Origin of the sequence: Geomonas oryzae (genome assembly GCF_004117875.1) — a bacterium.
Taxonomy (GTDB): Bacteria; Desulfobacterota; Desulfuromonadia; order Geobacterales; family Geobacteraceae; genus Geomonas; species Geomonas oryzae.
Genome location: NZ_RAHW01000004.1, coordinates 298191 through 325051 on the forward strand (window position 1 = coordinate 298191; position 26861 = coordinate 325051).

At 63.3% G+C, this 26861-nt stretch carries 26 protein-coding genes; 21 read left to right on the forward strand and 5 right to left on the reverse strand.

The window, feature by feature from the left end:
• Positions 1-12: 12 nt before the first annotated feature.
• Positions 13-627 (forward strand): HAD family hydrolase, encoded by a 615-nt coding sequence (locus D6Z24_RS12060; RefSeq protein WP_129126840.1) that lies wholly within the window; start codon positions 13-15, stop codon positions 625-627.
• Here D6Z24_RS12060 and D6Z24_RS12065 read toward each other — a convergent pair.
• Positions 624-1061, reverse strand: a complete 438-nt coding sequence (locus tag D6Z24_RS12065; protein WP_129126841.1) for a GSU0071 family protein — start codon at positions 1059-1061, stop codon at positions 624-626. The two genes, D6Z24_RS12060 and D6Z24_RS12065, sit on opposite strands and share 4 nt — an antisense overlap.
• Before the next feature lie 280 nt (positions 1062-1341).
• On the opposite strand from D6Z24_RS12065, the gene rsgA reads away from it, so the two are divergent.
• Complete coding sequence (rsgA, locus tag D6Z24_RS12070; RefSeq protein ID WP_129126842.1) at positions 1342-2277, forward strand: ribosome small subunit-dependent GTPase A; 936 nt, start codon at positions 1342-1344, stop codon at positions 2275-2277.
• A 4-nt stretch (positions 2278-2281) separates the two neighbouring features.
• Positions 2282-3004 carry a spermidine synthase gene (locus D6Z24_RS12075; protein ID WP_129126843.1) on the forward strand — a complete coding sequence of 241 codons (723 nt, stop codon included), beginning with the start codon at positions 2282-2284 and terminating at the stop codon, positions 3002-3004.
• Between the two features lie 200 nt (positions 3005-3204).
• Here D6Z24_RS12075 and D6Z24_RS12080 read toward each other — a convergent pair whose 3' ends face one another.
• Complete coding sequence (locus D6Z24_RS12080; protein ID WP_129126844.1) at positions 3205-3486, reverse strand: hypothetical protein; 282 nt, start codon at positions 3484-3486, stop codon at positions 3205-3207.
• Positions 3487-3702: 216 nt separating this feature from the next.
• Here D6Z24_RS12080 and D6Z24_RS12085 point away from each other — a divergent pair, with 216 nt between their 5' ends.
• The 15 genes from D6Z24_RS12085 (at position 3703) to hypE (ending at position 20597) form a co-directional block, all read left to right on the forward strand.
• Positions 3703-5532, forward strand: coding sequence for an MEDS domain-containing protein (locus tag D6Z24_RS12085; RefSeq protein ID WP_129126845.1), 1830 nt, complete (start codon positions 3703-3705; stop codon positions 5530-5532).
• A 22-nt stretch (positions 5533-5554) separates the two neighbouring features.
• Positions 5555-6928 carry a sigma-54-dependent transcriptional regulator gene (locus tag D6Z24_RS12090; RefSeq protein ID WP_129126846.1) on the forward strand — a complete coding sequence of 458 codons (1374 nt, stop codon included), beginning with the start codon at positions 5555-5557 and terminating at the stop codon, positions 6926-6928.
• A 403-nt stretch (positions 6929-7331) separates the two neighbouring features.
• Positions 7332-8204 (forward strand): sensor histidine kinase, encoded by an 873-nt coding sequence (locus D6Z24_RS12095; protein WP_246014652.1) that lies wholly within the window; start codon positions 7332-7334, stop codon positions 8202-8204.
• A 66-nt stretch (positions 8205-8270) separates the two neighbouring features.
• Positions 8271-8603: a hydrogenase maturation nickel metallochaperone HypA gene (hypA, locus tag D6Z24_RS12100; RefSeq protein WP_129126848.1), complete on the forward strand. Its 333-nt coding sequence runs from the start codon at positions 8271-8273 to the stop codon at positions 8601-8603.
• A 215-nt stretch (positions 8604-8818) separates the two neighbouring features.
• Complete coding sequence (locus D6Z24_RS12105) at positions 8819-9925, forward strand: hydrogenase small subunit (protein WP_129126849.1); 1107 nt, start codon at positions 8819-8821, stop codon at positions 9923-9925.
• Complete coding sequence (gene hybA / locus D6Z24_RS12110) at positions 9909-10835, forward strand: hydrogenase 2 operon protein HybA (RefSeq protein ID WP_129126850.1); 927 nt, start codon at positions 9909-9911, stop codon at positions 10833-10835. The genes D6Z24_RS12105 and hybA overlap by 17 nt, the downstream gene beginning before the upstream one ends.
• Positions 10835-12169 carry a Ni/Fe-hydrogenase cytochrome b subunit gene (hybB, locus tag D6Z24_RS12115; protein WP_129126851.1) on the forward strand — a complete coding sequence of 445 codons (1335 nt, stop codon included), beginning with the start codon at positions 10835-10837 and terminating at the stop codon, positions 12167-12169. The genes hybA and hybB overlap by 1 nt, the downstream gene beginning before the upstream one ends.
• Positions 12170-12210: 41 nt before the next feature.
• Complete coding sequence (locus D6Z24_RS12120; protein WP_129126852.1) at positions 12211-13890, forward strand: nickel-dependent hydrogenase large subunit; 1680 nt, start codon at positions 12211-12213, stop codon at positions 13888-13890.
• A gap of 272 nt (positions 13891-14162) precedes the next feature.
• A complete protein-coding gene (locus tag D6Z24_RS12125) occupies positions 14163-14648 on the forward strand; it encodes a HyaD/HybD family hydrogenase maturation endopeptidase (protein ID WP_129126853.1) in 486 nt (161 codons plus the stop codon).
• A gap of 37 nt (positions 14649-14685) precedes the next feature.
• A complete protein-coding gene (locus D6Z24_RS12130; protein WP_129126854.1) occupies positions 14686-14859 on the forward strand; it encodes a twin-arginine translocase TatA/TatE family subunit in 174 nt (57 codons plus the stop codon).
• 18 nt (positions 14860-14877) lie between these two features.
• Positions 14878-15726 (forward strand): hydrogenase nickel incorporation protein HypB, encoded by an 849-nt coding sequence (gene hypB, locus D6Z24_RS12135; protein ID WP_129126855.1) that lies wholly within the window; start codon positions 14878-14880, stop codon positions 15724-15726.
• A gap of 21 nt (positions 15727-15747) precedes the next feature.
• Positions 15748-18018 carry a carbamoyltransferase HypF gene (gene hypF / locus D6Z24_RS12140; protein ID WP_129126856.1) on the forward strand — a complete coding sequence of 757 codons (2271 nt, stop codon included), beginning with the start codon at positions 15748-15750 and terminating at the stop codon, positions 18016-18018.
• A gap of 173 nt (positions 18019-18191) precedes the next feature.
• Positions 18192-18422: a HypC/HybG/HupF family hydrogenase formation chaperone gene (locus tag D6Z24_RS12145; protein ID WP_129126857.1), complete on the forward strand. Its 231-nt coding sequence runs from the start codon at positions 18192-18194 to the stop codon at positions 18420-18422.
• Complete coding sequence (hypD, locus tag D6Z24_RS12150; RefSeq protein ID WP_129126858.1) at positions 18419-19510, forward strand: hydrogenase formation protein HypD; 1092 nt, start codon at positions 18419-18421, stop codon at positions 19508-19510. Before D6Z24_RS12145 ends, hypD begins: the two co-directional genes overlap by 4 nt.
• A gap of 76 nt (positions 19511-19586) precedes the next feature.
• Positions 19587-20597 (forward strand): hydrogenase expression/formation protein HypE, encoded by a 1011-nt coding sequence (gene hypE / locus D6Z24_RS12155; protein ID WP_129126859.1) that lies wholly within the window; start codon positions 19587-19589, stop codon positions 20595-20597.
• 54 nt (positions 20598-20651) lie between these two features.
• Here the strand turns inward: hypE and D6Z24_RS12160 are convergent, their stop codons facing one another.
• Positions 20652-20924 carry a PilZ domain-containing protein gene (locus D6Z24_RS12160; protein ID WP_129126860.1) on the reverse strand — a complete coding sequence of 91 codons (273 nt, stop codon included), beginning with the start codon at positions 20922-20924 and terminating at the stop codon, positions 20652-20654.
• Between the two features lie 198 nt (positions 20925-21122).
• Here D6Z24_RS12160 and D6Z24_RS12165 point away from each other — a divergent pair, with 198 nt between their 5' ends.
• Positions 21123-22424, forward strand: coding sequence for an aminotransferase class III-fold pyridoxal phosphate-dependent enzyme (locus D6Z24_RS12165; protein ID WP_129126861.1), 1302 nt, complete (start codon positions 21123-21125; stop codon positions 22422-22424).
• 47 nt (positions 22425-22471) lie between these two features.
• Here D6Z24_RS12165 and D6Z24_RS12170 read toward each other — a convergent pair whose 3' ends face one another.
• Together D6Z24_RS12170 and D6Z24_RS12175 are read right to left on the reverse strand one after the other, a co-directional pair.
• Positions 22472-23317 carry a response regulator gene (locus tag D6Z24_RS12170; RefSeq protein ID WP_129126862.1) on the reverse strand — a complete coding sequence of 282 codons (846 nt, stop codon included), beginning with the start codon at positions 23315-23317 and terminating at the stop codon, positions 22472-22474.
• A gap of 135 nt (positions 23318-23452) precedes the next feature.
• Positions 23453-24673, reverse strand: a complete 1221-nt coding sequence (locus D6Z24_RS12175; RefSeq protein WP_129126863.1) for an ammonium transporter — start codon at positions 24671-24673, stop codon at positions 23453-23455.
• 238 nt (positions 24674-24911) lie between these two features.
• Between D6Z24_RS12175 and D6Z24_RS12180 the strand changes: the two genes are divergently transcribed.
• Together D6Z24_RS12180 and D6Z24_RS12185 are read left to right on the forward strand one after the other, a co-directional pair.
• On the forward strand, positions 24912-26069 hold the full coding sequence (locus D6Z24_RS12180) for an acetoin utilization protein AcuC (RefSeq protein ID WP_129126864.1): 1158 nt from the start codon (positions 24912-24914) through the stop codon (positions 26067-26069).
• Entirely contained in the window at positions 26047-26853 is an 807-nt protein-coding gene (locus D6Z24_RS12185; protein WP_129126865.1) for a hypothetical protein, read from the forward strand. Before D6Z24_RS12180 ends, D6Z24_RS12185 begins: the two co-directional genes overlap by 23 nt.
• Positions 26854-26861 lie beyond the last annotated feature (8 nt).

Here is a 26861-nt window from a genome sequence, read left to right on the forward strand (position 1 = left end):
GGTTTTCAACTCATGGAAAAAACGCGTGATTGCAAAGATATGCTGCAAAGCAGGCACTGGATCTTCGATCTCGACGGTACCCTCACCGTCGCCATCCACGATTTCGCCCACATAAGGAGCGTGCTGGGGGTCCCGGAGGGGAGCGACATCCTGGGGCATCTGGACGCCCTTCCCGAAGGGGAGGCGGCGCGGGCCCGGGCCATCCTGCAGGCGATCGAGGAAGAGCTGGCGGGGCGGACCGAGCCGGCCGAGGGGGCGCTGGAGCTTGTCGAGCTCCTGCACGGCCGCGGCACCCGGATGGGGGTGCTGACCAGGAACACCAGGGAGAACGCGCTGGCCACGCTCGACCGTATCGGCCTCATCCCCTACATCGCGGCGGAGGACGTCCTAGGCAGGGAGGATGCCCTGACGAAGCCCGACCCCGACGGCATCTACAAACTCGCGTGCCGCTGGGGGGTACCCCCAGCGGCACTGGTAATGGTAGGCGATTACGCCTTCGATCTTCTCACCGGCCGCGCTGCCGGGGCCGGCACCATCCATGTCGATCCCGCGCGCACCTTCCGCTGGCCCGAGCTCACCGACCTCGCGGTCGGGAGCCTCGCGGAGCTCGCGCTCGCGCTGCGTTAGGCAAGTCCCTCCAGTTCGTGGTCCGCTATCTGCACGATCTCGTCGTAAATGGCCAGCATGACGTGCAGGTCGCACCACTTCTTCGTCATGTTCCTTACCAGGTAGACGCCGTTCACGAGCGTCCCGGAGAGGAGGGCAATCCCCAAGGGGCGCTGCTCGTCGACCGAGATGAGGAAACAGGCGTAGACCGCGATGAAGAGCATGGAGAAAAGCCATGCCACTTCCGGTCCCTTGAACGGGTTCAACATCACCTTGGTCAGGTCGATGTAATAGCGGGTGAGCCCGCGCACGCGGCGCATGCACTCGATGATCCCTTCGCTGTGTTCCTTCAGGTAGAGGCTCGCCAGAAAATGGGTGATCGCCAGCTCCTTTCCCTTCGCCATCCGTTCCTCTACGTACATGCTGATCGCTTCGTCCACGCTCTCTTTGCTCATGGCTGCCACCTCCGGATGTACCGGCGCCCCCTGTTCCAGTCCTTCCGGGGAATTGAAGACCCCCTTGATCCTGTAGGGAAACGAGCTTTGTGTACCCATTTGCTGCGCTTTCACATAATGAAAAATATCGTTCATAAGCCGCACGCTGTCAACAGTGCGTTGCTCCACTTATCGGCTGCTCCACGCTTTTGTTGACAACGATCCGTCTCCTGCCGTACTCTCGGGCTCGGCCCGGGCGGGAAAGCCGGGACAACCGCCCGAAACGGCGCACTGGAGGGGTATGGGGAGCAAGGGGAAACAGGGGAGGGAAAGGGGCGATGAAGGCCTCATCGTCTCCCATTACGGCGTGGCGGTCGAGGTGCTCTTCGAAAGCGGCGAGCGGCGCATGGTGAAGGTTAAGCGCAACTCGGGCCACGTGGTGGGCGACCACGTGACGGTCGAGGGTGAGGTGCTGGTGCGGCTTTCCCGCAAGACCGAGCTCTCAAGGCGCGACGCCCGCGGCGGCATCCACCTGGTCGCCGCCAACCTGGACGTCCTCGGCGTGGTCCTAGCCCCCGGCACCCCGCCGGGATTCCTGGATCGCGCCATCGTCGCCTCCCGGGCCGCCGGGCTCTCACCCTTCATCGTCATCAACAAGTGCGACCTTGCCGAGGCGCAGGAACTGAGCGAGGCGGTGCGCGCAGTCTACGGCGGCATCCTCCCCCTTTTCACGCTGAGCGCGGCGACCGGCGAGGGGACCGCCCCGCTGCGCGCCTTTCTGAGTGACGGACACCGCGGGGCCTTCGTCGGCACCACAGGCGTCGGGAAAAGCTCGCTTATGAACGCCCTCTGCCCGGAGTTGAACCTGAAGGTCGGAGAGTTGTCTGACTACAACTGGACCGGCAAGCACACCACCACGGTTTCTTCGCTGCACGCCCTCCCCGAGGGGGGAGAACTGGTCGATACCCCGGGCTTCCGCGATTTCGGTCTCGTGGACATCACCGTCCCGGAGCTTGCCGCATGGTTCCCGGGTTTCGAGTCCCTGGAGGCGCACCACTGCCGTTTCAACGACTGCCGGCACCGGCAGGAACCGGGGTGCGCGGTCCGGGAGGAGGTGGATGCGGGGGGGATCAGCGAAGAGCGCTACCGCACCTACCTCGTCCTTTTGACCGAGGTGGAGGCCCTGGAGGAAGAGGCGCTCAAGCGCAGCTGGAGAAGCAACAAGGAGAAGAGGTAAAGAGATGGCGCAGCCATGGATAGTATTGCAGAGCGTGCAGACCGCGGACGGGACCCTCGAACTGAGGCAGCGCGGCGAGCGCGATTTTCTTATAACGGTAAACGGCCTCGTGCTGATGAACAGCTCGCTGCACCGCTCCGAAGTGGCGCTGGGGGAGGTGGCCTGCGGTCACCTGAAGGAGGCGCAGGCGCCGAAGGTGCTGGTGGGGGGACTCGGCATGGCGATCACGCTCCGGGCTGTCCTCGACCAGATGCCGCAGCGGGCCGACGTCCTGGTAGCCGAACTGAACCCCGTGGTGCTCGAGTGGTGCCGCGGTCCGCTTGCCCCGATCACCTCGGGGGCCGCCTCCGATCCGCGCGTCACCGTGGAGATCGCCAACGTGGCCGACGTGATCAGGAGAAGCGCCATGGGCACAAGCCGCTTCGACGCCATCGTCCTCGACCTGTACACCGGCCCGCACGCGAAGACCGACAAGATCTGCGATCCCCTCTACGGCGAGATCGCCATCGAACTCACCAAGGGGGCGCTGAAGCCGGGCGGGGTCTTCGCCGTCTGGGGCGAAAACTACGACCAGGGCTTCGACAAGCGCCTGCGTCAGGCCGGTTTCTCGGTGAGCTGCGAGCGTCCCGGGCGCGGCGGCTTGAGGCACGTGGTCTACCTGGCGCGCCTTGAGTCACGTCCCGAGGGATTGCCGCAGCGGGGGCGGAAACGGGCGCCGCGCCGCTGAGGCCGGCTCCCTCTTCCTTTCCTGTCTGGCACCTGATGGCTTTCCGCTAGTCCCCCTCTCCCTCCGGGAGAGGGTGCCCAAAGGGCGGGTGAGGGCTTTGCCCCGAAGTGAGAAATTGCAACTGCCTGCGCCCTCACCCCTGCCCTCTCCCGGAGGGAGAGGGTGGGATCATTAAATAAATTGGTTCCAGTTATCCTGCCTCACGCCGCAGCGCCGAAATCGGCGCCCGCATACTGCACCGCTAGAGGGTCGTTGGCCCTAGGCGGTGAGATCGCGTGCACCCCGCCGCAGGAGGGACATCCCTGCACGAAGGTCCGCAGCACGAAGCCTTTGCCGCACTCCTGGCACTCCACCTGGAGCGCGCTCGGCAGCGGCGAGCATGCCACCCGTCCGCCGTGCGCCGCCAGCACGAACTCCACCAACTCCCTGCCGGTGGCGTAGGGCCCACCCCCTCTGGAATTACCCGATCCGCAATCGCACATCCTTCCTCCCGTGTCGCCTTGAATTGAAACGCGAGGGGCACGCTACCACGCCTGCCGTCCGGCATCCTTGATCTCGGTCAAAAAAGCGCGCTTGTCATAGGTCTTTCGCCGGCAAGGGGTGCGAAAAACGCCGCTTGCGTTATTGCAATGCCGGACGATTCCAGTATATTGTGTTGGTGTTTTTTAATGTATGCCGCGCGCGAGGAGATGACCGGGATGGAAGAAGAAAAATCCCCTGTGGAAATCACCGATATCGGCGTCGTCAACGTGCATGACCACCTCTGTCTCATGTACAGCGATGACGAGGACCTGCTGGGCGCGGTGCTCCCTTTCATCCAGGGCGGGCTGTCGCTTGGTGAGCGCTGCGTCTACATGCACGCCGCGGAGAAGAGGCTCGAACAGGTACTGCAAAACGCGGTCGACGGCAACAAGGAAGACGCCGGGGCCCTGATCCTGCTGCCGCTCAGGCAGACCTGGCTTCGCGGCGCAGCCTTGAAGCAGGACCGCATCATGGAACTTCTGGGCGATATCTGCTCCGGCGCGGCCTCCGACGGCTTCAGCGGCACCCGCATCGTGTGCGACATGTCATGGGCGCTCAGGGACGCGAAGTCTCAGCAGATGCTGCACCGCTTCGAGCACGACCTCACCGCCTTCGCCGCGGCGAACGAGACGGCGCTGCTCTGCCTGTACGACCGCAAAAGCTTCGGCGATGACCGGCTGCTCGACTTGGCCCGGATACACCCGTCCCTCATCTGCAGCGGCAGGGTCTGCGAAAACCCGCTCCATATTCCGGATCGGATGCACTCCACCGTCCTTAGCGAGCTCGACACCTTTCTCGCCGCCTCGCACCGGCTGACCGCGGTCATAGGCGATGGGGAACGGCTGAAGAGCGAGCTGGAGCAGGCCTACTCCGCCCTTGCCAAGAAGATTTACGAAAACTGGCAGGAGGAGGACACCCTGAGGGCGACCGAGAAGGAGATGCAGGAAAAGGACGAGGCGCTCCTTGCCAACCGCAGGCGCCAGTACACCATCCTGCAGCATCTCCCGGCCATCATGCTCGCCTTCGACAGCGGCGACCGGCTGGCCGCGTGCAACCACGAGTTCGAGCGGGTCACCGGGTTCCGCGGTGAAGAGGTGATGGGAAAGGCGATGCTGGAGCTGCTCCACGTCGAGGCGGAGCAGCGCGAGGAGGTCGTCGCCCATCACCCGCGCGAGGGGGGAGACTACCGGGGGAGGGAGTGGCGCCTGCACTGCAAGGACGGCTCGCTGCGACTTGTCTCCTGGTCCAATATATCCCGTTACGTCCCGGTGAACGGCTGGGCCAACTGGATCCTCGGCATCGACGTCACGCCGAAGGCGGCGGAGCCGGTCTTGCGTAGCGCAAGGGAGGAGCTGGAGGTGCGGACCGCGGAGCTGGAAGCCTTCGGGCACGCGGTCAGCCACGATCTGGCCGGCAGGCTCGACCGGATCAGCGGCGCCTGCAGCCGTCTCAAGCAGTTTAACGCCCCCCAACTGGTGCCGGGGTGCCGGGAGCTCCTGCAGGACATCGAGAAAGCCGCAGCCGAGCTTGCCGGCCCCATCGCGGCGCTTAAGCGCATCACCGCCTTGACCGCGAGCGGTATCCGGCCCGTCGAGGTCGACCTGAGCGCTATGGCCGCCGAGATCGCGGCTGAACTCTCGGGTGCCGCTCCCCGCCCCGTCGATTTCCGCATCGAGGACGGGGTGAGGGTGACCGGCGACAAGGAGATGCTCCGCCTTGCCATGGAGCAGCTCCTCGAAAACGCCTGGCACTCGACCATGGGGGTCAAGCATCCGGTGATCAGGTTCGGGACGGCGCAGGTGCGCGGCGAGCGGAGCATTTACGTGAGCGATAACGGCCCGAGGGACGCCGAGGCGCCTGGAGAGCCGGACGGGAAAGGGCAGGGAGAGCGTATCTGTTGCGGCATCGGTCTAGCCACGGTACAGCGCATCATAAACCTCCACCGGGGCAGGATCTGGAGCGCGGAGCAGGCCGGAAAGGGGGGCACCCTCTACTTCCAGGTCTAGCGACGCTCGCGAGAGGATCGTCATGAAAAGCAACGAGGGAACGCTGCCGGTAGTGGTGGTGGATGACGACCGGGAAATGCTGCAGGTCTACCGCACCCTGCTGAAGGGGCACGGTGTGGGGCCGGTGGTCGTCTTCGAGGACGGAAACGCGCTGGTCCCCTTCCTGCGGCGCGAGGACGCCGCCGCGGTGGTGCTGGATCTCGCCCTTCCCACGGTGAACGGCGCAGAGCTGCTGCGAAGTCTCGTCGAGGAGTTTCCGCACCTCCCCGTGCTGATCATAACCGGTGTGGCTGAGATCGGTCAGGCCGTCGCCTGCATGCGGGCGGGTGCCTGCGACTACCTGTTGAAGCCGCTCGACAACGCGACCTTTCTCTGCGCCATCGACCGCGCCCTAGGCATCACCGCGGACGAGACGCGGCTAAGAAACCGGCGCATGCCCTTCCCGGACATCGTGACCGAGGACCGTCAGATGCTGAAGCTTTTGAAGCGGGTGCAGGCCATCTCGCACAGCGGTCAGCCGGTCCTCATCACCGGCGAGACCGGGGTGGGGAAGGAGCTCTTCGCGGAGGCGGTACACCGCTGTTCCGGAAAGAAGGGGGCCATGGTAACGGTCAACGTGGCCGGGGTGGACGACGCCGTCTTTTCCGACACGCTGTTCGGGCACCGCAAGGGGGCCTTCACCGGTGCGCAGGAGCACCGCGAGGGGCTCATCCGCAGGGCCTCGGGGGGGACGCTCTTTCTGGACGAAATCGGTGATCTGAGCGAGGTCTCCCAGGTGAAGCTTTTGAGGCTGATCCAGGAACACGAGTACCTTCCCCTTGGAAGCGACAGCGCCGTGAAGTCCGATGCCGGCATCGTGGTCGCCACGAACCGCGAACCCAAGCTCCTTCTCGAGCAGGGGAGGCTGCGCGAGGACCTCTTCTACCGGCTCAGCTGTCACCGGATCCACATCCCGCCCCTGAGGGAAAGAAAAGGGGACATCTCCATGCTGCTGGAGCATTTCGTCACCCTCGCGGCGCGGGAGATGGGGAAGGCGAAGCCCTGGTATCCGGTGGAGTTGTCGCGCCTTTTGCAGCAGTACCATTTCCCCGGCAACGTGCGGGAGCTGCAGGCCATGGTCTACGATGCGGTGGCGCTTCACGAGAAGGGAGCCCTATCCCTCAACGGGTTCCGCTCCAGGATCGACCTGCCGCCGGCGGAGCTGCGCACGGATGAGGAGCAGGAGGTCGTGACGGTGACCTTCAACGGTTTTCCCAGCATCAAGCAGGCGCAGAGCCAGCTGATCAGCGAGGCGCTGCGCATGTCCAACGGCAACCAGGGTGAGGCTGCCACCCTGCTCGGCATCTCCAGGCAGGCCCTTAACAATCGGCTGAGAAGAAAGCCGACCTCCGCGTGATCCGCCTGCAACGGACGTTGCACCTGCCACGAAAGTTGTCCCCCCGCAAACCGCTTCGGCAAAGGCTCCGGGGCACCGGCACTGTTGAAGTAAACCTTTGTTGCGGGGGACAATCACCTCTTTTTCAACCCGCTCCCTCGCATCGCATCGGAATCACTGGGAAATCCGCATGCGACGACGTTAGGCATGGTTGCTGCTGTATGTAGGAGGCGGACCGCTTGTGCTGCGGCGGGAACCGCTTGGGAAACGGGAAACATCCGGCGGGGGAAGCGAAGGCTTCGGTGCACCCGGTCGGTAAGCTTGGGGGCTTGGGGGCTGGTAGTCGCCCGGGTCCGGGTCATAAAGGGGGTGCCCCATGACCGACATGTTCAAGGATAAGAGGCATAACGGGGAGGGCCGGTTTTTGACCATAGACAAGGAAATAGCATCCAGCATGCTGAACGCCTCGTACGCCGTCGACCTGAAGTCCGCGGTGCACACCTCGCTGGAAACGATACGCAACATGCTCCTCGACCGTCCGAACAACGAGGAGATCAGCCTCCTCACCCAGCAGGTGGAGCGCCTTCTGACCGAGCAGACCGATAGGCTCGAGTCGATAAACCGCGACCTCGAGGCCTTCAACTACTCGGTGGCCCACGACCTGTGCGCCCCGTTAAGGAGGATTTGCGGCTTCACCCGCGCCCTGCAGGAACAGTACGCCGGCAGGCTCGATATTGACGGGATGGACTACCTCGAGAGGATCTTCAAGTCGTCGCAGCACATGAACGACCTGATCGAGGCGCTTTTGCAGCTCTCCCAGCTCTCCTACCAGAGCCTGAAACAGGAGGTGGTGGACCTCTCCGAGATCATGAGAGAGACCGCCACCGACCTGCAGCTGGGTAATCCCGAGCGCCGCGTCGAGTTCGTGATCCAGCCTTTGATCCGCACCTTCGGCGACCACAACCTCCTCGAGATCGCCATGAAGAACCTTTTGAGAAACGCATGGAAGTTCACCCAGATGCGGGAGGTCGCCCGCATCGAGTTCGGCGCGTACGAGGGGGGCGAGGAGGGCACCTGTTTCCTGAAGGACAACGGCATCGGCTTCGACATGGCCAACGCGGAGCGTATGTTCCACGCCTTCCAGCGGCTGCACAGTTCGAGCGAGTTCCCGGGCAACGGCATAGGCCTCACCACGGTGCAGCGCATCATAAACCGCCACGGCGGGAAGATCTGGGCCGAAGGGGAGGTGGACAAGGGTGCCGTCTTCTACTTCACCCTCCAGGCCTGCACCAGTTGAAAAGACCCCTTTTGCGCGCTGACGCGATCTGCTATAGTCCTTGAACTTTGAAACGGGAGGCGGGCGATGCACGAGATGAGCATAACCCAGAGCATGGTGGAAATATGTGAGGTTCACGCGACCGGGCGCAAGGTGGTCGAGGTGGTCCTGGAGATCGGAGAACTCTCGGGGGTGGTGCCGGAGAGCGTCGAATTCTGCTTCGAAGCGTGCACCAAGGGTACGCTCCTTGAAGGGGCGAAGCTCAGCATCGAGAGGGTTGCCGGTCGCGGGAGCTGTCCGGACTGCCACGGCGAGTTCCCCATGCTGAGCCTTTTCGCCCCGTGCCCGGACTGCGGCGCCTTCGGCCTCACCGTCGTTTCCGGCGAGGAGTTGAGGGTGAAGGAGCTCGAGCTCGAGTGATCACTTTCGACCTGTTTTGGGTCAAAATGATACAAAGATGGGACAGAAGTACGCAACAAAATGAACCAAAAGAAGGCGCCGCGCGAAGGAAACTCGCGGGCGCCTCTTTTTTTGTTCAATGATTCCGTAAACTTCTCCTCGCGAAAAATGTTTACCGAATTGGCACGGGTGTTGCCGTATACGTGCCGGTTCGATTTATCTCGAGGAGGGTTGTTATGAAAGAAGAGATGTTTTGCGAAGGGGTAACCCGCAGGGACTTCATGAAGGCCTGTGTCACCGCAACGGCGATGATGGGGCTTCCCTTCGCCATGCATACGCAGGTGGCCGAGGCCGTTGAGAAAAACGCCAACCCTGCGGTGATCTGGCTGCACTTCCAGGAGTGCACCGGCTGCTCGGAGTCGCTTTTGCGCTCCTCCCACCCGACCATCGCGTCGCTGATCCTGGACATGATCTCGCTGGACTACCACGAGACGCTCATGGTCGGCGCCGGTCATCAGGCCGAGCAGGCACTGCATGACTCCATGAAGGCCAACCACGGCAAGTACATCCTTGTCGTCGAGGGGGCCATCCCGACCAAGCAGAACGGCATCTTCTGCAAGGTCTCCGGCAAGACCGCACTCGAGTCGCTGCAGCACGCGGCCGAAGGCGCCGCCGCGATCATCTCCATCGGCACCTGTGCCTCCTACGGCGGCATCCAGGCTGCTTCCCCGAACCCGACCGGCGCGGTAGGCGTCAGGGACATCATCAAGGACAAGCCGATCATCAACATCCCCGGCTGCCCGCCGAGCCCGTACAACTTCCTTTCCACCGTCCTTTACTACCTCACCTTCAAGAAGCTCCCCGAGCTCGACGCCCTGGGGCGTCCGAAGTTCGCCTACGGCAGGAGGATCCACGAGCACTGCGAGCGTCGTCCGCACTTCGACGCAGGCCGCTTCGCCAAGGCCTACGGCGACCCGACCCACGCTCAGGGTTACTGCCTCTACAAGCTCGGCTGCAAGGGACCGGCGACCTACGCCAACTGTTCCGTGCAGCGCTTCAACGACGTCGGCGTCTGGCCGGTATCCGTCGGTCACCCCTGCATCGGCTGCACCGAGCCGGATCTCCTCTTCAAGACGGCTATCGCCGAGAAGGTCCAGATCCACGAGCCGACCCCGTTCGACAGCTACGCTCCGGTCGATCTGAAAGAGAAGGGCAAAGGGCCGGATCCGCTGACCACCGGTTTCGTCGGCCTCGCGGCAGGTGCGGCTTTAGGCGCCGGCGCGATGCTCGCCAAGAAGCTTCCGGGCGATGCGCAGGAGGGTGGCCATGAAAAAGACGAGTAGACGCGATTTCCTGAAGCTTGCCGGGGCCACCGGCGCGGGCCTTCTGGCCTGCGGCGCGGGTAGCGCCCTCGCCAACGAGGGGCTCCAGGTGAACAACGAGGAGCTCGGCATGCTCTACGACGCCACCAAGTGCGTCGGCTGCAAGGCGTGCATGTCCGCCTGCAAGCGGGTGAACCACGACTACGGCTCACTCTCCTACGAGAAGGCGAAGTTCGACGAGGACGGCCTGTGGGATGCGCCGAGCGACCTCTCCGGCTCCACCCGTACCCTCATCAAGCTCTTCAAGGAGAGCGAGCAGCGCTGGAGCTACGTGAAGTACTCCTGCATGCACTGCCAGAAGCCTTCCTGCGTTTCGGTCTGCCCGGTTTCGGCCATGACCAAGGAGAAGGTCTCCGGCATCGTCGACTACAACAAGAACACCTGCATCGGCTGCCGCTACTGCCAGATCGCCTGCCCGTACAACATCCCGAAGTTCCAGTGGGAAAAGGCTGTGCCGCAGATCGTCAAGTGCGACCTCTGCAAGGCGACCAACCTGCGCGAGAAGGGGATCTCCGCCTGCGCCGAGGTCTGCCCCGCGGGCGCCATCAAGTTCGGCAAGAGAAAGGAACTCCTCGAAGAGGCGCATCAGCGTCTTAAGGACGCGCCGGACAAGTACGTGCAGCACGTCTACGGCGAGCACGAAGGGGGGGGGACGAACCACCTCTACCTCGCTTCCATGCCGTTCAACAAGCTCGGGCTTCCCGAGATCAAGCCGGAGGCGCCGGCCGAGTTCTCCGAGAAGATCCAGCACACCATCTACAAGGGGTTCATCGCCCCGGTGGCGCTTTACAGCACCCTTTGCTTCATCGCGGTTAAGAACATGAAGAAGCACGACAGCCACGACGACGATCACAAGAAGGGGGACAAGTAATGGGTCACAGCGAAGAATATAAAAAGCTGGAAGGTAAGATCTTTACCAAATCCTTCTACATCCTCCTCTCCGTGGTGCTCTTGGGCTTCTACTTCGTCGGCGTGCGCTACGTAAAAGGGATCGGCGCCGTCTCCAACATGAGCGACGGCTACCCCTGGGGCATCTGGATCACCTACGACGTCGCCACCGGCACGGCAATCGCCTGCGGCGGCTACGCGGTCGCGATCCTCGTCTACATCCGCAACAGGATGCAGTACCACCCGATGATCCGCTCGGCGATCCTCACCTCCATGTTCGGCTACGGCCTGGCCGGCTTCTCGGTCATGGTCGACCTCGGCCGCCCCTGGAACGCGTACAACTTCTTCATCCCGAGCAAGTGGCAGGCGAACTCCGCCATGTTCGAGGTCGCCCTCTGCGTCATGGCCTACTCGACCGTCCTGATCCTCGAGTTCCTCCCGGCGATCCTCACCTCGATCGAGCAGAGCAAGTGGGAGCGCATGAACGCGATCCGCAACTGGCTCCACCCGAGGTTCGCTCCGGACAAGAAGACCATGGAGGACAAGCTCGAGATGGTGCGCCTTGGTGCGCTCTGGCTCAAACCGCGCCTGAACAAGGTCCTCATCTTCTTCATCGTCTTGGGGATCACGCTGCCGACCATGCACCAGTCCTCGCTGGGGAGCCTCCTTCTCATCGCTTCGACCAAGCTGCATCCGCTCTGGCACACGGGCTTTCTGCCGCTTCTGTTCCTTTTGAACTGCATCTTCATCGGCTACTCCATCGCCATCCTGGAGTCGATCATCTCGAGCTACTCCTTCAAGCGCCCCTTCGAGATCGAAGAGCTCTCCGGCCTGGCCGGCCTGATCCCCTTCGTCACCGTGATCTGGCTGAGCGTCGTGATCGGCGATCTCGCGCACAGAAACCAGATCGCCGCGGCGCTGAAGGGCGACTTCTACTCCGGCTGGTTCATGACCGAATTCCTGCTGGTCGCCGGCGGCTCGCTCATCCTCTTCGTGAAGAAGTGCAGAAGGTCGGCCCGCTGGCTCTTCATCTCGGCTTCCATGATCGTCCTGGGCGGCGCCCTTTACCGCTTCAACGTGTACCTGATCGGCTTCAACCCGGGCCAGGGGTGGAGGTACTTCCCCTCCTTCGCCGAGGTGATGATCACGGTCGGCATCGTTGCCCTGGAGATCCTCGGTTACAAGGTGTTCGTCGCCCTGTTCCCGGTCCTGCCGAACATGGACCTGCACGGCGCGCACAAGAAGAAGGGACACGCGAAGAAGCACAAGGGCGAGCAGGCAAAGCAGGTGCCGCAGTCCGAGGCCACGGCGCACTAATCTACCGATCTAATTAAGCAATTAGCCTTTTGGAGGAATAAATGTCTAGAATCACGCTTGATCCCATCACCCGAATCGAAGGACATCTGAGGATCGATGTCGAAGCAAACGGCGGCAAGGTAACCAACGCCTGGTCCTCCGCCCAGATGTGGCGCGGCATCGAGGTCATCCTCAAGGGGCGCGCCCCGGAGGACGCCTGGAGCTACGTGCAGCGTTTCTGCGGCGTCTGCACCACGGTGCACGCGATCTCCTCGATCCGCGCCGTCGAGCACGCCCTCGACGTCGAGGTGCCGCTGAACGCCCAGTACATCCGTAACATCATGATCGCCCAGCACTCGGTGCAGGACCACATCGTCCACTTCTACCACCTCTCGGCGCTCGACTGGGTCGACATCGTCTCCGCACTGAAGGCAGATCCCAAGAAGACCGCCGCCATCGCGCAGAGCATCTCCGACTGGCCGGGCAACTCCGAGAAGGAGTTCAAGGCGGTGCAGGACAAGCTGAAGGCGTTCGTCGCCGGCGGCAAGCTCGGCATCTTCGCCACCGGCTACTGGGGTCACCCGGCGATGAAGCTCTCTCCGGAGGTCAACCTGATGGCGGTCGCCCACTACCTGAAGGCCCTCGACTACCAGAGGAAGGCTTCCCAGGCAACGGCGATCCTCGGCGGCAAGAACCCGCACATCCAGAACCTGGTCGTGGGCGGCGTCGCCACCGCGGTCAACACCGAGAACATCGCGACCCTCAACATGGAGCGCCTCATCTACCTGAAGACCCTCATGGAAGAGACCCGCGACTTCGTGCAGAAGGTGTACTACCCGGACCTCCTCGCCATCGCCGGCGCCTACAAGGACTGGTTCAAGTACGGCGCAGGCGTCACCAACTACATGGCGGTGCCGGAGTTCCCGGAAGACACCAAGAACACCAAGTTCATGCTCCCGGGCGGCATCGTCATGGCAGGCAACATCGCGGGCATGAGGATGGTGAAGGATCACCGCGACGACTACCTGATCAAGAACATCAAGGAAAACGTCACCCACGCCTGGTACGAGGGTAACGGCACCCTGCATCCGTGGGACGGCGAGACCAAGCCGGACTACACCGACTTCAAAGAGAACGGCAAGTACTCCTGGTGCAAGGCTCCGACGCTCGACGGCAAGCCGGTACAGGTAGGACCTCCGGCCCAGATCATGGCCGCCTACGCAGCCGGCAACCCGAAGGTGAAGAAGCTCGTGGACGGCGCCGTATCCACCCTCGGCATCTCCATGAAGGACATCCACTCAACCATGGGCCGTCTCTACTGCCGCGGCGCCCGCGCCCACGTCATGGCGGACCTCGCCCTTGAGAACCTGGACAAGCTGATCGCCAACATCGGCTCCGGCGACCAGACCTACGCGAACCACACCGTGATCCCGAAAGGGGAGTACAGGGGCGTCGGCTTCCACGAGGCGCCGCGCGGCACCCTGTCGCACTGGATCGTGATCAAGGACAAGAAGATCGAGAACTACCAGGCCGTCGTTCCCTCCACCTGGAACGCCGCACCGAGAAACGACAAGGGCGAGATGGGCCCCTACGAGGCATCCCTCGTCGGCAACCCGATCGCCGATCCGAGCAAGCCGCTCGAGGTGCTGCGCACCGTCCACTCCTTCGACCCGTGCATCGCCTGCGCCGTCCACACCGTGGACCCGGAAGGCGCGGAGATCACCAAGGTCAAGGTGCTGTAGAAACACAATGGCAGTGCTGGGGGCGGGGCTGAGAAAAGGCAGCCTCGCTCTTGGCTCCGCTCCCCGAAACAAGGGGTCGGTAAAGGAAAACCGCGGTTAGGGATGTTTTGGGTGGGGGCTTTGACAATTCAGGCTTTGGTGGCGAGCGCAGGCGAAAAAAGCTTGTGCAGCCGCCGGTAGTCGTTTAATTTATAGCCTTGTTTTGCTAGCCTCCAGTCACCAGTTCCTAGCCCCTGATTTTCCCCCGACCCCTTTCTTTTTTTGGAGGTTACATGCAGGTCCTCATCTATGGTGCCGGCAACCTGATCCTTTCCGATGAAGGGTTCGGCGTCCATTTCGTACGTCACTTGGAAAAGCATTACGATATCCCCGAGAACGTGGAACTCTACGACGGGGGGACCCTGGGCATCATGGTCCACTTCAAGTTCGAGGAGGCCGATCGCGTCATCCTCGTGGACGTGGTGCAGGCGAAGGGCGAGCCGGGCGATATCTTCCGTTACGAGCGCGAAGACATCATGCTGAAAAACATCCCGGTGAAGATGTCGCCGCACCAGATAGGTCTCCAGGAGATGCTCCTGATCTCGGAGATGCGCGACGCGCCTAAGCCCGACCTCACCTTCTTCGGAATCGTGGCACAGTCGCTCGATCCGGGCGATGAGCTCACCCCGCCGCTTAAGGCCGGGCTCGAGAAGGTGGCGACCATGGTGGTCGAGGAACTCGCCAAGGTCGGCGTCGAGCTGAAGCGTAAAGAAGCCTGATCCGGCCCGGAGCCGGTCAGCTGATAAAGGAGAAGACATGTTCGGATTCGGTTTACCTGAGTTGTGCATCGTGGCGGTCATCCTGCTGGTGGTCGCAGGCCCCAGCAAGCTGCCGCAGTTCGGCCAGGCCCTCGGGAGCAGCATCAGGGGGTTCAAGAAGGCGCTGAACGGCGACGACGCCGTGAAGATCGAAGAGAAGAAGGAAGTCTAGCCCGGAGGTTCAAGCGACATGTGCGTAGACTGCGGCTGCGGCCCGACCCATAAGCACGATCACGACCACGATCACGATCACGATCATCACGACCACGATCATCACGATCACGGCCATCACCACGATCATGATAACGGCCACCACGGCCATGATCATCACCATGGGCATAAGCACCATCACCACCACGAGGAAGCTGCCGAGAAGCCTGCCAAGAAGGTGGTGATCGAGACGGACATCCTGGCCAAGAACAACCGGATGGCCGCGGGCAACCGCGAGCTCTTCCGCGCGAAGGGGCTCTTCGTGCTGAACCTCGTCTCGTCGCCGGGATCCGGAAAGACGACCATCCTCGAGCGGAGCCTCAAGGATCTCGCCGGCTCCTGCCGCTGCGCCGTGGTCGAAGGCGATCAGCAGACCGATAACGACGCGGTGCGCATCGCCGCTACCGGCGTCCCCGTCAAGCAGGTGAATACCGGCGCCGGGTGCCATCTGGATGCCCACATGGTGCTGCATGCCGTGGAACACTTCGACCTGGACAACCTGGACCTCCTTCTCATCGAGAACGTGGGGAACCTGGTCTGCCCCGCCTCCTTCGATCTCGGCGAACACCACAAGGTGGTGGTGCTGAGCGTCACCGAGGGGGAGGACAAGCCGCTCAAGTACCCGCAGATGTTCCATGCCGCCGACATAATGCTCCTCAACAAGGTCGACCTCCTTCCCCATCTCGATTTCGACGTCGAGAAGTGCAAGGAGATGGCGCGTCGTGTATCGCCGGGGATCAGGATCTTCGAGGTCTCCAGCAGGACCGGCGAGGGGATGGACCAGTGGTACGGCTGGCTCAAGGAAGGGATGGAAAAGGCCCGCGGCTAGGGCGCGATCGACGGTAACCGGATGACCACACGGCAGCGCGCAAGTCTCGAGATCGACGGTATCGTGCAGGGGGTGGGGTTCCGCCCCTTCGTGTACCGGCTCGCCCTGCGTCTGGGGCTCTCCGGCTGGGTGCGCAACACCGGACAGGGGGTGCAGATCGAGGCGGAGGGGGAGGCTGAAGCGCTCGCCCTCTTCAGCCGCGCGCTGCGCGAGGAGGCACCCCCCCTGGCTGTGATCGCCGCGCTCCGCCTGACCCATCTCGACGCGGTGGGCGAAGAAGGGTTCGTAATCCTCGACAGCGCGAAGAAGGGACACGGCGGCGAGGTCTCCCCGGACTGCGACGTCTGCGACGACTGCCTAGCTGAACTCTTCGACCCGGACAACCGGCGCCACCTCTACCCGTTCATCAACTGCACCAACTGCGGTCCGCGCTATTCCATCATCACCGGCATCCCCTACGATCGTCCCGCCACCACCATGGCCGGCTTCCCCATGTGCGACGACTGCCTGGCCGAGTACCACGATCCCCTGAACCGCCGCTTTCACGCCCAGCCCAACGCCTGCCCGGTGTGCGGGCCGAAACTTTCGCTCTTCGATGCCGAGGGGGTGCCCGTAGCCGGGGACCCGCTGCAGCAGTCGCTCGCCGCCTTGAAGGCGGGGCGCATCGTCGCGGTGAAGGGGGTGGGGGGGTACCATCTCGCGGTCGACGCCTCGAACGAGGAGGCGGTGGCGCTTTTGCGGCGGCGCAAGAAGCGGGACGAAAAGCCCTTCGCCATGCTCGCCGCCGACCTCGATACGGTGCGCCGCCACGTCCACTGCTCGGAGCTCGAGGGGCGGCTTCTTTCGGGAGTGGAGAGTCCCATCGTCCTCATGCGCAGGCGGCCCGATAGCCAGGTCACCCCCCTGGTGGCACCGGGGAACGGCTGGTTCGGTTTCATGCTTCCGGGAAACCCGCTGCAGCACCTCCTGGCACGCGGCATCGACGGCCCCCTGGTGATGACCAGCGGCAACCTCTCCGACGAGCCGATCGCCTACCGTGACGACGAGGCGCTGCGCATGCTCTCGGGCATCGCGGACTTCTTCCTCACACATGACCGCGAGATCCATACCCGGACCGACGATTCGGTCATCCGTCTCTACCGGGGGGAACCGCTCTTTCTCAGGCGTTCACGTGGGTACGTGCCGCGTGCCGTGGCGCTTCCGGGCGAGCAGGCGCGCGTGCTCGCGGTGGGGGCGGAGCTGAAGGCGACCCTGTGCCTCACCCGGGGCGGCCAGGGCTTCATGAGCCAGCATATCGGCGACCTGAAGAACGCGGCGACCCTCGCCTCGCTCGAGGAGAGCGCGGCGCATCTCGGGCGACTTTTGGAGATCACGCCCGAGGTGGTGGCGCACGACCTGCACCCGGATTACCTCTCCACGGTTTACGGCCAGGGGCTCGGTCTCCCCTGCGTCGCGGTGCAGCACCATCACGCCCACATGGCCTCCTGCATGGCCGAGAACGGCCTGGACGGCGAGGCGATCGGGGTGATCCTCGACGGCACCGGCTACGGCAACGACGGCACCATCTGGGGCGGCGAGTTCCTGGTGGGTGGTTACGCAGGATTTGAGCGGCGCGGGCACTTCGGACTTTTACGCATGCCGGGGGGGGACGCCGCGGTCCGGGAGCCGTTCCGCATGGCGCTCTCCGCGCTGTACCGCCTGCACGGCGGCGAGCTGTTCGAACAGCCCCTTGCTGTCTGCGCAGAGGTGCAGGAGGGGGACCGTCCTCTTTTCCTGAAGATGCTGGAGAAGGGGATCAACGCGCCGCTCACCTCGAGCTGCGGAAGGCTCTTCGATGCCGTTTCCGCGCTTCTTTCCGTCCGGCACCGCATAAGCTACGAGGGGCAGGCCGCCATCGAGCTGGAGGCGCTGGCCGAAACGGGTGAGGCAGCCGAGGCGTACCCGTACCAGGTGGCGGGGGAGGGGAGGCACGTCCTCGAGTTCGGCCCCGCCATCGCCGCGATCTGCGCCGATCTCACTGCCGGGAGAAGCCGTGCCGACATCGCGCGCGCCTTCCACCGAACCGTGGCCGCCGGTATCGTCGATGTTTGCCGGCGCATCCGTTCCGAGAACGGTGAGGAACGCGTGGTCCTGTCGGGTGGCGTGTTCCAGAACCGGCTTCTGACCGAGGACGTGGCTGATCAGTTGGCGGCGGAGGATTTCAAGGTTTACTGCCACAGGCTCGTGCCGCCCAACGATGGTGGATTGGCGCTGGGGCAAGCAGTGATTGCGGGAAGGCTTGTCCGGAAGTAATCGGCTTCCATTCTCCCCCTCCCTTGACGGGAGGGGGCAGGGGGGTGGGTGAATGCGGCGCGGCTAATTGATTGCCACATGGCACCTTTCCCCACCCCCTAACCCCCTCCCGCAAGGGGAGGGGGTTTCATAGCGATCTCTTTTGTCAGCCATAAGTAAAAAGGAGTCTGAAGATGTGTGTAGGTGTACCGATGCAGGTGATCAGCATTGAAGGCGATTTCGCCATGACCGAAGTGGACGGCGTCAAGCGCGAGGCGAGCCTCATGATGCTGGATCAGGAGGTGAAGGTCGGCGATTTCGTCATCGTCCACGCCGGTTTCGCCATCTCGAAGCTCGACGAGGAAGAGGCCAAGGCGACGCTGGAGCTCATGCGCGAAGTCTATACCCCGGAGTTGATGGGATGAACTATTCGGACGTCTTTCGCGAAAAGGAACTGGTGCAGGGGCTCGCAAGGCGCATCGCCGAGCTGACCCGGGGACGCACCGAGCCGCTTGTCTTCATGGAAGTCTGCGGTACGCACACCAACGCCATCTACCAGTTCGGACTGAGAAGCTTGCTTCCCCCAGAGGTGCGGCTGATCTCCGGCCCCGGGTGCCCGGTCTGCGTCACCCCCAACAGCTACCTCGACCGCGCCATCGCCCTTTGCAGGCTTCCCGACGTGGTGATCGCCTCCTTCGGCGACATGCTGAGGGTTCCCGGCTCCAGTTCCTCCCTCATGGAGGAGCGCGCCAAAGGGGCGGATATCAGGGTGGTCTACTCGCCGCTCGACGCGGTGCAGCTTGCCGCGAAGCACCCGGAGAAGCGCGTGGTGTTCCTCGGGGTCGGTTTCGAGACCACGGCACCCACCATCGCCGGGAGCATACTCGCGGCCAAGGCGCAAGGTCTGACGAACTATTTCGTGCTCGCCTCGCACAAGACCATGCCGCAGCCGATGGCGATCCTCTCCGCGGACCCGGAGCTCCAGGTGGACGGTTACATCTGCCCGGCCCACGTAAGCGCCATCATAGGCGCCGATGCCTACCGTTTCCTCTGCGAGGAGTACAAGGTCCCCTGCGTCGTCACCGGCTTCGAGCCCACCGACGTGCTGCAGGGGGTTGAGATGCTGGTGCGCCAGGCGATCGCAGGCGAGAGCAAGGTGGAGATTCAGTATTCGCGCGTGGTGCGCTGGGAAGGAAACGCCAAGGCGCAGGCGATGCTTGCCGATGTCTTTACCCCCTTCGACGCACCGTGGCGCGGCATCGGCGTGCTCCCCGGGAGCGGGCTGAGGATCGCGGATAAATACGCCGAGTTCGACGCCGAGCTTGCCATACCGGTGCAGGTGGAGGAACTCAAGGAGCACAAGGGGTGTCTGTGCGGCGAGATCCTGAAGGGGAAGGTGAGCCCGTTCGACTGTCCGCTTTTCGGCGGCAAATGCACCCCCGAGTCCCCGGTCGGCGCCTGCATGGTTTCCTCCGAGGGGACCTGCGCCGCCGCCTACAAGTACGGGCGCTAGGCAAACAAACCGTCCGACGTCAGACCTGTCAGACTAGTCCGACCGGTCGGACTGTCCGACAAAAAAGGAGAACCCTTTGAACAACGACCTCATCCTCTTGGGCCACGGCAGTGGTGGGAGGCTTTCACACCAGCTCCTGGACGAGCTGATCATCCCGCAACTCTCCAGTGTCCCGGTCAAGGGGCAAAACGACGCGGCACTCCTCAACATCGGCGGCGTCAAGCTCGCCTTCAGCACCGATTCCTACGTGGTTGACCCGATCTTCTTCCCCGGCGGGAACATCGGCGACTTAGCCATCAACGGCACGGTGAACGACCTCGCCATGATGGGCGCCCGCCCGCTGTGCCTCTCGGTCGGCTTCATCCTCGAGGAAGGCTTCTCAAAGGAGGAACTCTCCCGCATCCTCGCCTCGATGCGGCAGGCCGCCGACGCAGCCGGCGTCGCCATCGTCACCGGCGACACCAAAGTGGTCCCCAAAGGGAAGGGGGACCGCATCTTCATCAACACCTCGGGAATCGGCGCACTCGAGCACAACCTGCAGATCGACGGCGCCTCGGCGCATGTCGGTGACAAGATCATCGTCAACGGCTGCATCGGCGATCACGGCATCGCGGTCCTCTCGGCCCGCGAGGGACTCGAGATCGACAGCGGCATAAAGAGCGACTCTGCTGCGCTGAACGGCCTGGTCACCGGCCTGCTGACGCTGGGCCCCGCGCTGCACGTGCTGCGCGACCCCACCCGCGGCGGCGTTGCCACGACACTCAAGGAGATCGCCCTGCAGTCCGGCGTTACCGTCACCCTGAACGAGGAGAGCCTCCCCATCAACCCGGGTGTTAAGGGGGTCTGCGCCATCCTGGGGCTCGATCCGCTGTATGTTGCTAACGAAGGGAAACTGCTGGCGCTGGTCGCGCCGGAGAGGGCGGATGAGGCGCTGGAAATCATGCGCCGTCATCCGCTTGGAAAGGATGCTGCCGTCATCGGTGAGGTCACCGAAACCTCGGCAGGCAAGGTGCAGATGGAAACCCTCGTTGGTGGAATGAGGGGAGTGGAGATGCTTGCGGGCGAGCAACTGCCGCGCATCTGCTAAGGTCCGGTCGCCCCGGGCCGTTCCCCGTTTCAGGTGGATACTGCGGGACCCTTCTCAGTCGAGAAGGGTCTTCTCAAACTGCAGCCCCATGCCGTGGTCGGTGACCCGCACCACCTTGGCCCTGAGGTCGCAGAGCACCTGCGGCGTGAGGGTGTGGTAAATGGTGACGGCGACGGTGTCGTTGATCTCCAGCCGCCGCGCGGCCGTCACGAAAACCCCCTTCATGCTCAGGTTCTCGACCTCTCCCTCGATGGTCCGTTCCCCCTGGTGGATGTTCGCTTTCGCGTGTAAGGCAAGCCTGGCGAAGTTCCTCTTTTCCTTGTACATCGCCCCTCCTTTGTGTCCTGCCCTGGTTTTTTGACCGGCGTTTTGCAAAACAGGCATTAGTGTAATCTAATCCATTTTGTTTGCAAGAACCGTCGAAAAACTTCTCCAAAGCTCCTCTCGATCCCCATCCTTGCAGGCATTCAAGTCGGTGGTACCATCCTTTGTTCATGTGTAAAACCTAACGCTGTTGGGGGTGCCATGGGCGAGGACGAAAGACTGGTTCAAAGGGCACGGGGCGTCATCGCGCCGCCGGCGCATCCCTGCTACCCGATCACGATCGGGCGGGGGATGGGGACCGTGGTCAATTCCCGGGACGGGCGGCGTTTCCTGGACTTCACTTCCGGGCTCGCCGTCTTAAACCTTGGGCACAACCACCCAAAGGTGATTGAGGCGGTGCAGCGGCAACTGAAGAGCCATGCCCATGCCGGCGGGATCTATTACAGCGAGGCGACCGTGGCCGCCGCCGAGGTACTGGTCGCCATAGCACCCGATGGGCTGGACATGCTTTCGTTCGGGAATTCCGGGAGCGAGGTGGTGGAGGACGCCATCAAGCTTGCGCGCTACACCAGCGGCCGCCAGTCCATAATCGCCTGTTCCGGCGGCTTTCATGGGCGCACCCTGGGAGCCCTTTCCCTCACCAGCAGTTCATCGACATACCGCAGCCGCTACCAGCCGCTGCTACCCTCCGTGTATCACGTCAGCTACCCCGCCTGCTTCACATGCCCGTGCGGCATGAACCCTGAGGCGTGCGGGGACCGCTGTTTGGACGAGATGGAAAGGCTGTTCCAGTATCAGGTCCCACCGGAGGAAGTCTGTGCCATGATAGTCGAGCCGTTTCTGGGTGAAGGAGGGTACTACCCCGCGCCCAGGAGCTACCTGAAAGGGTTGCGTCGGATCTGCGACCGATACGGCATCCTGCTGATTTTCGACGAGGTGCAGTCCGGGGTAGGGAGGACCGGAAGATGGTTTTGTTGCGAGCATGCCGGGGTGCGACCAGATATCGTGATCGTGGCCAACGCGGTCGCCTCGGGGTTCCCGCTCGGAGTGGTGCTGGCGCCTGCGGAACTCATGCGGCAATGGGGAGCATCCGCCTACGGCTCCACCTTCGGAGGGAACCCCGTCTCCTGCGCCGCCTCCCTTGCAACCATCAGGGCGATCCGGGAAGAGGGGTTGTTGGAAGCGTCACGGGTGGCCGGTTCGCGCATGCTCGCGTCCCTGCAGGAACTCGCCATGGAGAACCCTCGTATCGGCGAGGTCAGGGGGATGGGATGCATGATCGGCGTCGAGTTCGTCGACGAGGCGGGGGCGGCTGACGGCAGGCTCTGCCAGGAACTGATCGAGAAGTGTCTGGAGAAGGGACTGATCCTGATCGGATGCGGGCTGAAGCGAAACGTGGTGCGCCTGATTCCCCCGTTGAACGTGACCGACGTCGAGCTTGGCGAGGGGATGGCGATTTTCGCGGACACGCTGCACGAACTCTCCGGTAAGGTGAGGAGGTAGGGTGGGAGCATGACGGTGCCGGTGTCGACGGGCTGGAAACGGGGGGGTCAGACGGGAGGGGGCGACGGCTGCTGTTCACGCGTCTTGTCCATGATCTCGAAGGCGCGCCTCACCCGCGAGACCACGCGTATGGTCATCATCGGTTTGCCGATGAAATCGTGAAATCCGGCCTTGAGCGCCCGGTGTTCCTCTTCGGGCGAGGCCTTCGAGGTGAGCAGGATCATCAGCGTCCCGGCACTCGACGGGTTCGCCTTGACGGCGCGCATGAGGGCGTAGCCATCCATCCGGGGCGTCGCGGCGTCGCATAGGATCAGGTCCGGCTTCTGGGAGAAGGCGATCCTCAGCCCCTCTACCCCGTCGCGCGCCGTGAACACCTGGTAACCTTCCTTCCTGAGCGCTCCCTCCACCTCTTTCATCGCATCAGGGTCATCGATCACGAGGATCTTCATGTCGCTCCCCCCCTGGTCACGGTGGTATTGCTGTTTCACGGCGGCGGCAAGCTCGCCGGGGCGGCAAAGCAACTGGGTTACCCTTACGGAACCGTGCCGCTCCAGAAGCGCCACGGTTTCCGCGTCGAGCGGATCGCTGACCGCGACAAATAGCGCGCCGTTTCCCAGCCGCAACGGCAGAAGATGTCTCGTGATGGCGAGGTCCGCCGGCACCAGTGCCAGGATCTCGGCAGGAAGTTGTCCCGTGAAGAGCCTGGGGACCGTCGCGAGACCGTACTGCTGCCCAAGCGCTTCCAGCAGTTCGTCCTCGGTCAGCACCCCCATCTCAAGGAGCACCCCGCCGAGTCTCTTGCCGCAAGTCGCCTGACGCGCCAGTGCCCGCTCCAGGGTCTTTACCGTTATGATGCCGGATCGAACCAGCAACTGTCCCAAGGGTATCTTCATGATAGAGTACGCCTTTGACGGTAATGAGAAGCTTTTAACATCGCAAATAATACATACTTCGTAGGAAATATCAAAATAAAAAAAAGAGGCCCGTTCCCGGGCCTCCTGATCTTTCTGCGTTTTGAGATTCGATACCTAGCGGATATGGTCTTCCGGGTATGCGCCGATGCTGTGGATGGAGAGGTCGGCACCGTTGAATTCTTCCTCCTGGCTCAGCCTGATCCCCACCGTCTTGCTGAGGATGCCGTAGATGACGAAGCCGTTCACGAGGGCGAAGACGATCGCGGAGAGGGAGCCCATGAGCTGGGAGAGGAAGGTCACCCCGCCCAGGCCGCCGAGTGCCTCGCCGCCGAAGAGCCCCGCGGCGATCCCCCCCCAGGAGCCGATCACGCCGTGCAGCGGCCAAACGCCGAGGACGTCGTCGATCTTGAGTTTTTCCTGCTCGATGTGGAAGCCGTAGACGAAGATGACCGAGGCGACGGCGCCGGTTACGAAAGCGAAGAGCGGGTGCATGATGTCGGAGCCGGCGCAGACGGCGATGAGGCCGGCCAGGGCGCCGTTGTGCACGAAGCCGGGGTCGTTCTTGCCTGCGATGAGGGCCGCGAGTACGCCGCCTACCATGGCCATCAGCGAGTTCACCGCCACGATGCCGGAGATCTTGTCGAGGTGGCCGGCGCTCATCACGTTGAAGCCGAACCAGCCGACGGCGAGGATCCAGGAGCCAAGGGCAAGGAAGGGGATGTTGCTGATCGGGATCGGGTGGGACTTGCCCCTCACGTAGCGCCCCATGCGCGGCCCGAGGATGATGACCGCGGGGAGGGCGAGCCAGCCGCCGATGGAGTGCACCACGACGGAGCCTGCATAGTCATGGAACTCGGCACCGCCGATGGACTTGAAAAAGCCCTGCAGCACGGAACAGTTCTGCCCCCAGATGAGGGACTCGAAGAGGGGGTAGGTGAGACCGGCGAAAACGGCACCGGCGATCACCTGCGGCCAGAACTTGGCGCGCTCGGCGATGCCGCCCGAGATGATGGCGGGGATGCAGGCGGCGAAGCAGAGCAGGAAGAAGTAGTGGGTGATGTCGTACCCCTGGTTGGGGCCGAGGAGTTCTTTGACTGGCTTCAGGAAGCTGATGCCGTAGGCGATGGGAAAGCCGATGAGGAAGTAGACCACGGTCGAGACGGACCAGTCGGTCAGGATCTTCACGAAGGCGTTCACCTGGTTCTTCTTGCGTACCGTCCCCACCTCGAGGAAGGCGAAACCGGCGTGCATGGCGAAGACCATGACCGCACCTAACATGAGGAAGAGCACATCTGTACTGTTTGCAAGACCTGTCATCGTCGACATCCCGTTCATTCCGTTACCTCCGTTGGTAAATGCCCCCCTTCGTTGGAGAACGCCGAGTCCTAGCAAGGTCTCTGCCAAATCCATATCTGCTTGGAATCACGTTGGTCGCCTCGGGCGTCTAATGAAAAGGACGCCTCGCTCTGCCCAATTAATGTGCGACGCTGCCCAAGGGATAGGCAGGATTAACTGTTGACCTGTAAACGGCCAGCGGGTAAATTTGTGCAGAATTTCGGCCGGAGGTGGCTTGTTGTCCCGCAAAACCGCTCTCATCGCCTGCGCAGACCTAAGCGGGTACTGCTACGGCGAACAGCACCCCTTCAAGGTGCAGCGCTACCGTCTGGCACGCGATCTCATGGCGGCGTACGGGCTCCTGGGTCTCCCGGGGGTGACCGAGGTGCGTCCGCGTCCGGTAGACGAAAAGGAACTCCTTTCGGCACACTCCGCCGAGTACCTGGACCGGTTGCGCGAGTTCAGCGAAGCCCGGGAACCGAGGGCCGACTTCCGCTACGGGCTGGGCGACGTGGAGAATCCCATCTTTCCCGGGGTGTACGACTGGGCCTGTCTCGGGGTCTCCGGCACCCTGGAGGCGGCTCGCCTGGTGACCGAGGAAGGTTTCGCCGCCGCTTTCAACCCGCTTGGCGGGTATCACCACGCCCAGAAGGGAAGGGCCTCCGGCTTCTCGTACCTGAACGACGCGGTGGTCGCCATCAATTACCTGCGGGAGCGGGGCAAACGGGTGGTCTACCTGGACCTAGACGCCCACCACGGCGACGGCGTCCAGAACGCCTTCTACGATTGCGACCGGGTGCTCACCATCTCCCTGCACGAAAGCGGGGTCTACTTCTTCCCGGGCACCGGCTTCGAAAACGAGACCGGCGAAGGGAGGGGGAAAGGGTATTCGGTGAACCTGCCGCTTCTGGCGCACACCGACGACGCGCTGTTCATGAAGGCCTTCGACGAGGTCGCCTTCCCGCTCATCGCCGCTTTCGACCCGGACGTCATGGTGACGCAACTGGGTGCCGATACCTTCAGGACCGACCCGCTCACACGGCTCGAGGTCACCACGCACGCCTACTCCTACATCATGAGAAAGCTGCGCGCCCTGGAGATCCCCTGGGTCGGGGTCGGGGGGGGAGGGTACGACCTCATGAACGTCGCCAGGGCCTGGACCATCGCCTGGGGGGTCATGAACGACCGCGAGGTCTCACCGAGGCTGCCCGCCTCCTTCGTGAAGCTCATCGCGCAGCTTGGCTACCCGCACCGGATGCTCCTGGACGCGATGCACTGGGCCCAGGATGACGACCGCAACCGTGCGCTCGACGCGGTGGAGAAGAGCATCGCCTACGTGCGCAAACACGTTTTCCCGGTCCTCATCGGCGACTATGGCAAACGACACCTCACATGAGCCGCTCAGTGACGTAAGGGGAAGGCAGCTCTTCTCCCTGTACGACATCAACCGGTTGCCCTCCGCCGAGAAGGAGGCGATCTACCGGTCGCTGCTCCCCGAGCGTCTTCTCGCCATGGTGGAAAGCGGCGGAGGGAATGTCGAGGTGATCGCGCCGGAGGGTCACCGGTTCCTGCGTCTCGCGGCGCGCCGCAGCCCGGGCGACCGGGACCCCGCCTTCATCCTGGACCTGTGCGACACGCATCACGGCCAGATGGAGCTTTCCTACTGCACCATCGCCGATCCGGCGGCGCCGCGCTACGACGTCGACCTGGACGAAGAGGGGCGCAACAACGTGTTCGCGACGCTCGGGCGCAACATCCTCGAGGAGGTGCGGGCCATGGAGGCGGGGCTCTTCCCGAACCAGACCCGGCGCGGCCTGAGGATGTTCGGGGAGTTCCTCCCCCTTCTCGAGCGCCTCGTCGCGGGGCTCGGCATGCAGCTCATCGTGGCCGAGCCCTTGACCTACGACAACGCGATCCGCTACGAGGGGTACGGCTTCGACTACGTGGTGGGAAAGCGCCTCATGCAGGAGATAGACGCGGGGTTCGCCCCGGGGGGCGTGCTTTTTGAGAGACTGGACGGCTCCACCCCGTTCAGATGCCCCGGCATGGAGAAGAGCGTCCTCGGGCGCAGCTGGGCGATCCACGACGGCATCATGGACGAGCCCTGGGACGACGTGAGGATATACAAGACCATCGGCGTGCACGCCGGTGTGGACACGTTCCCGCATCGGGAGCGGTAACAAGGAAA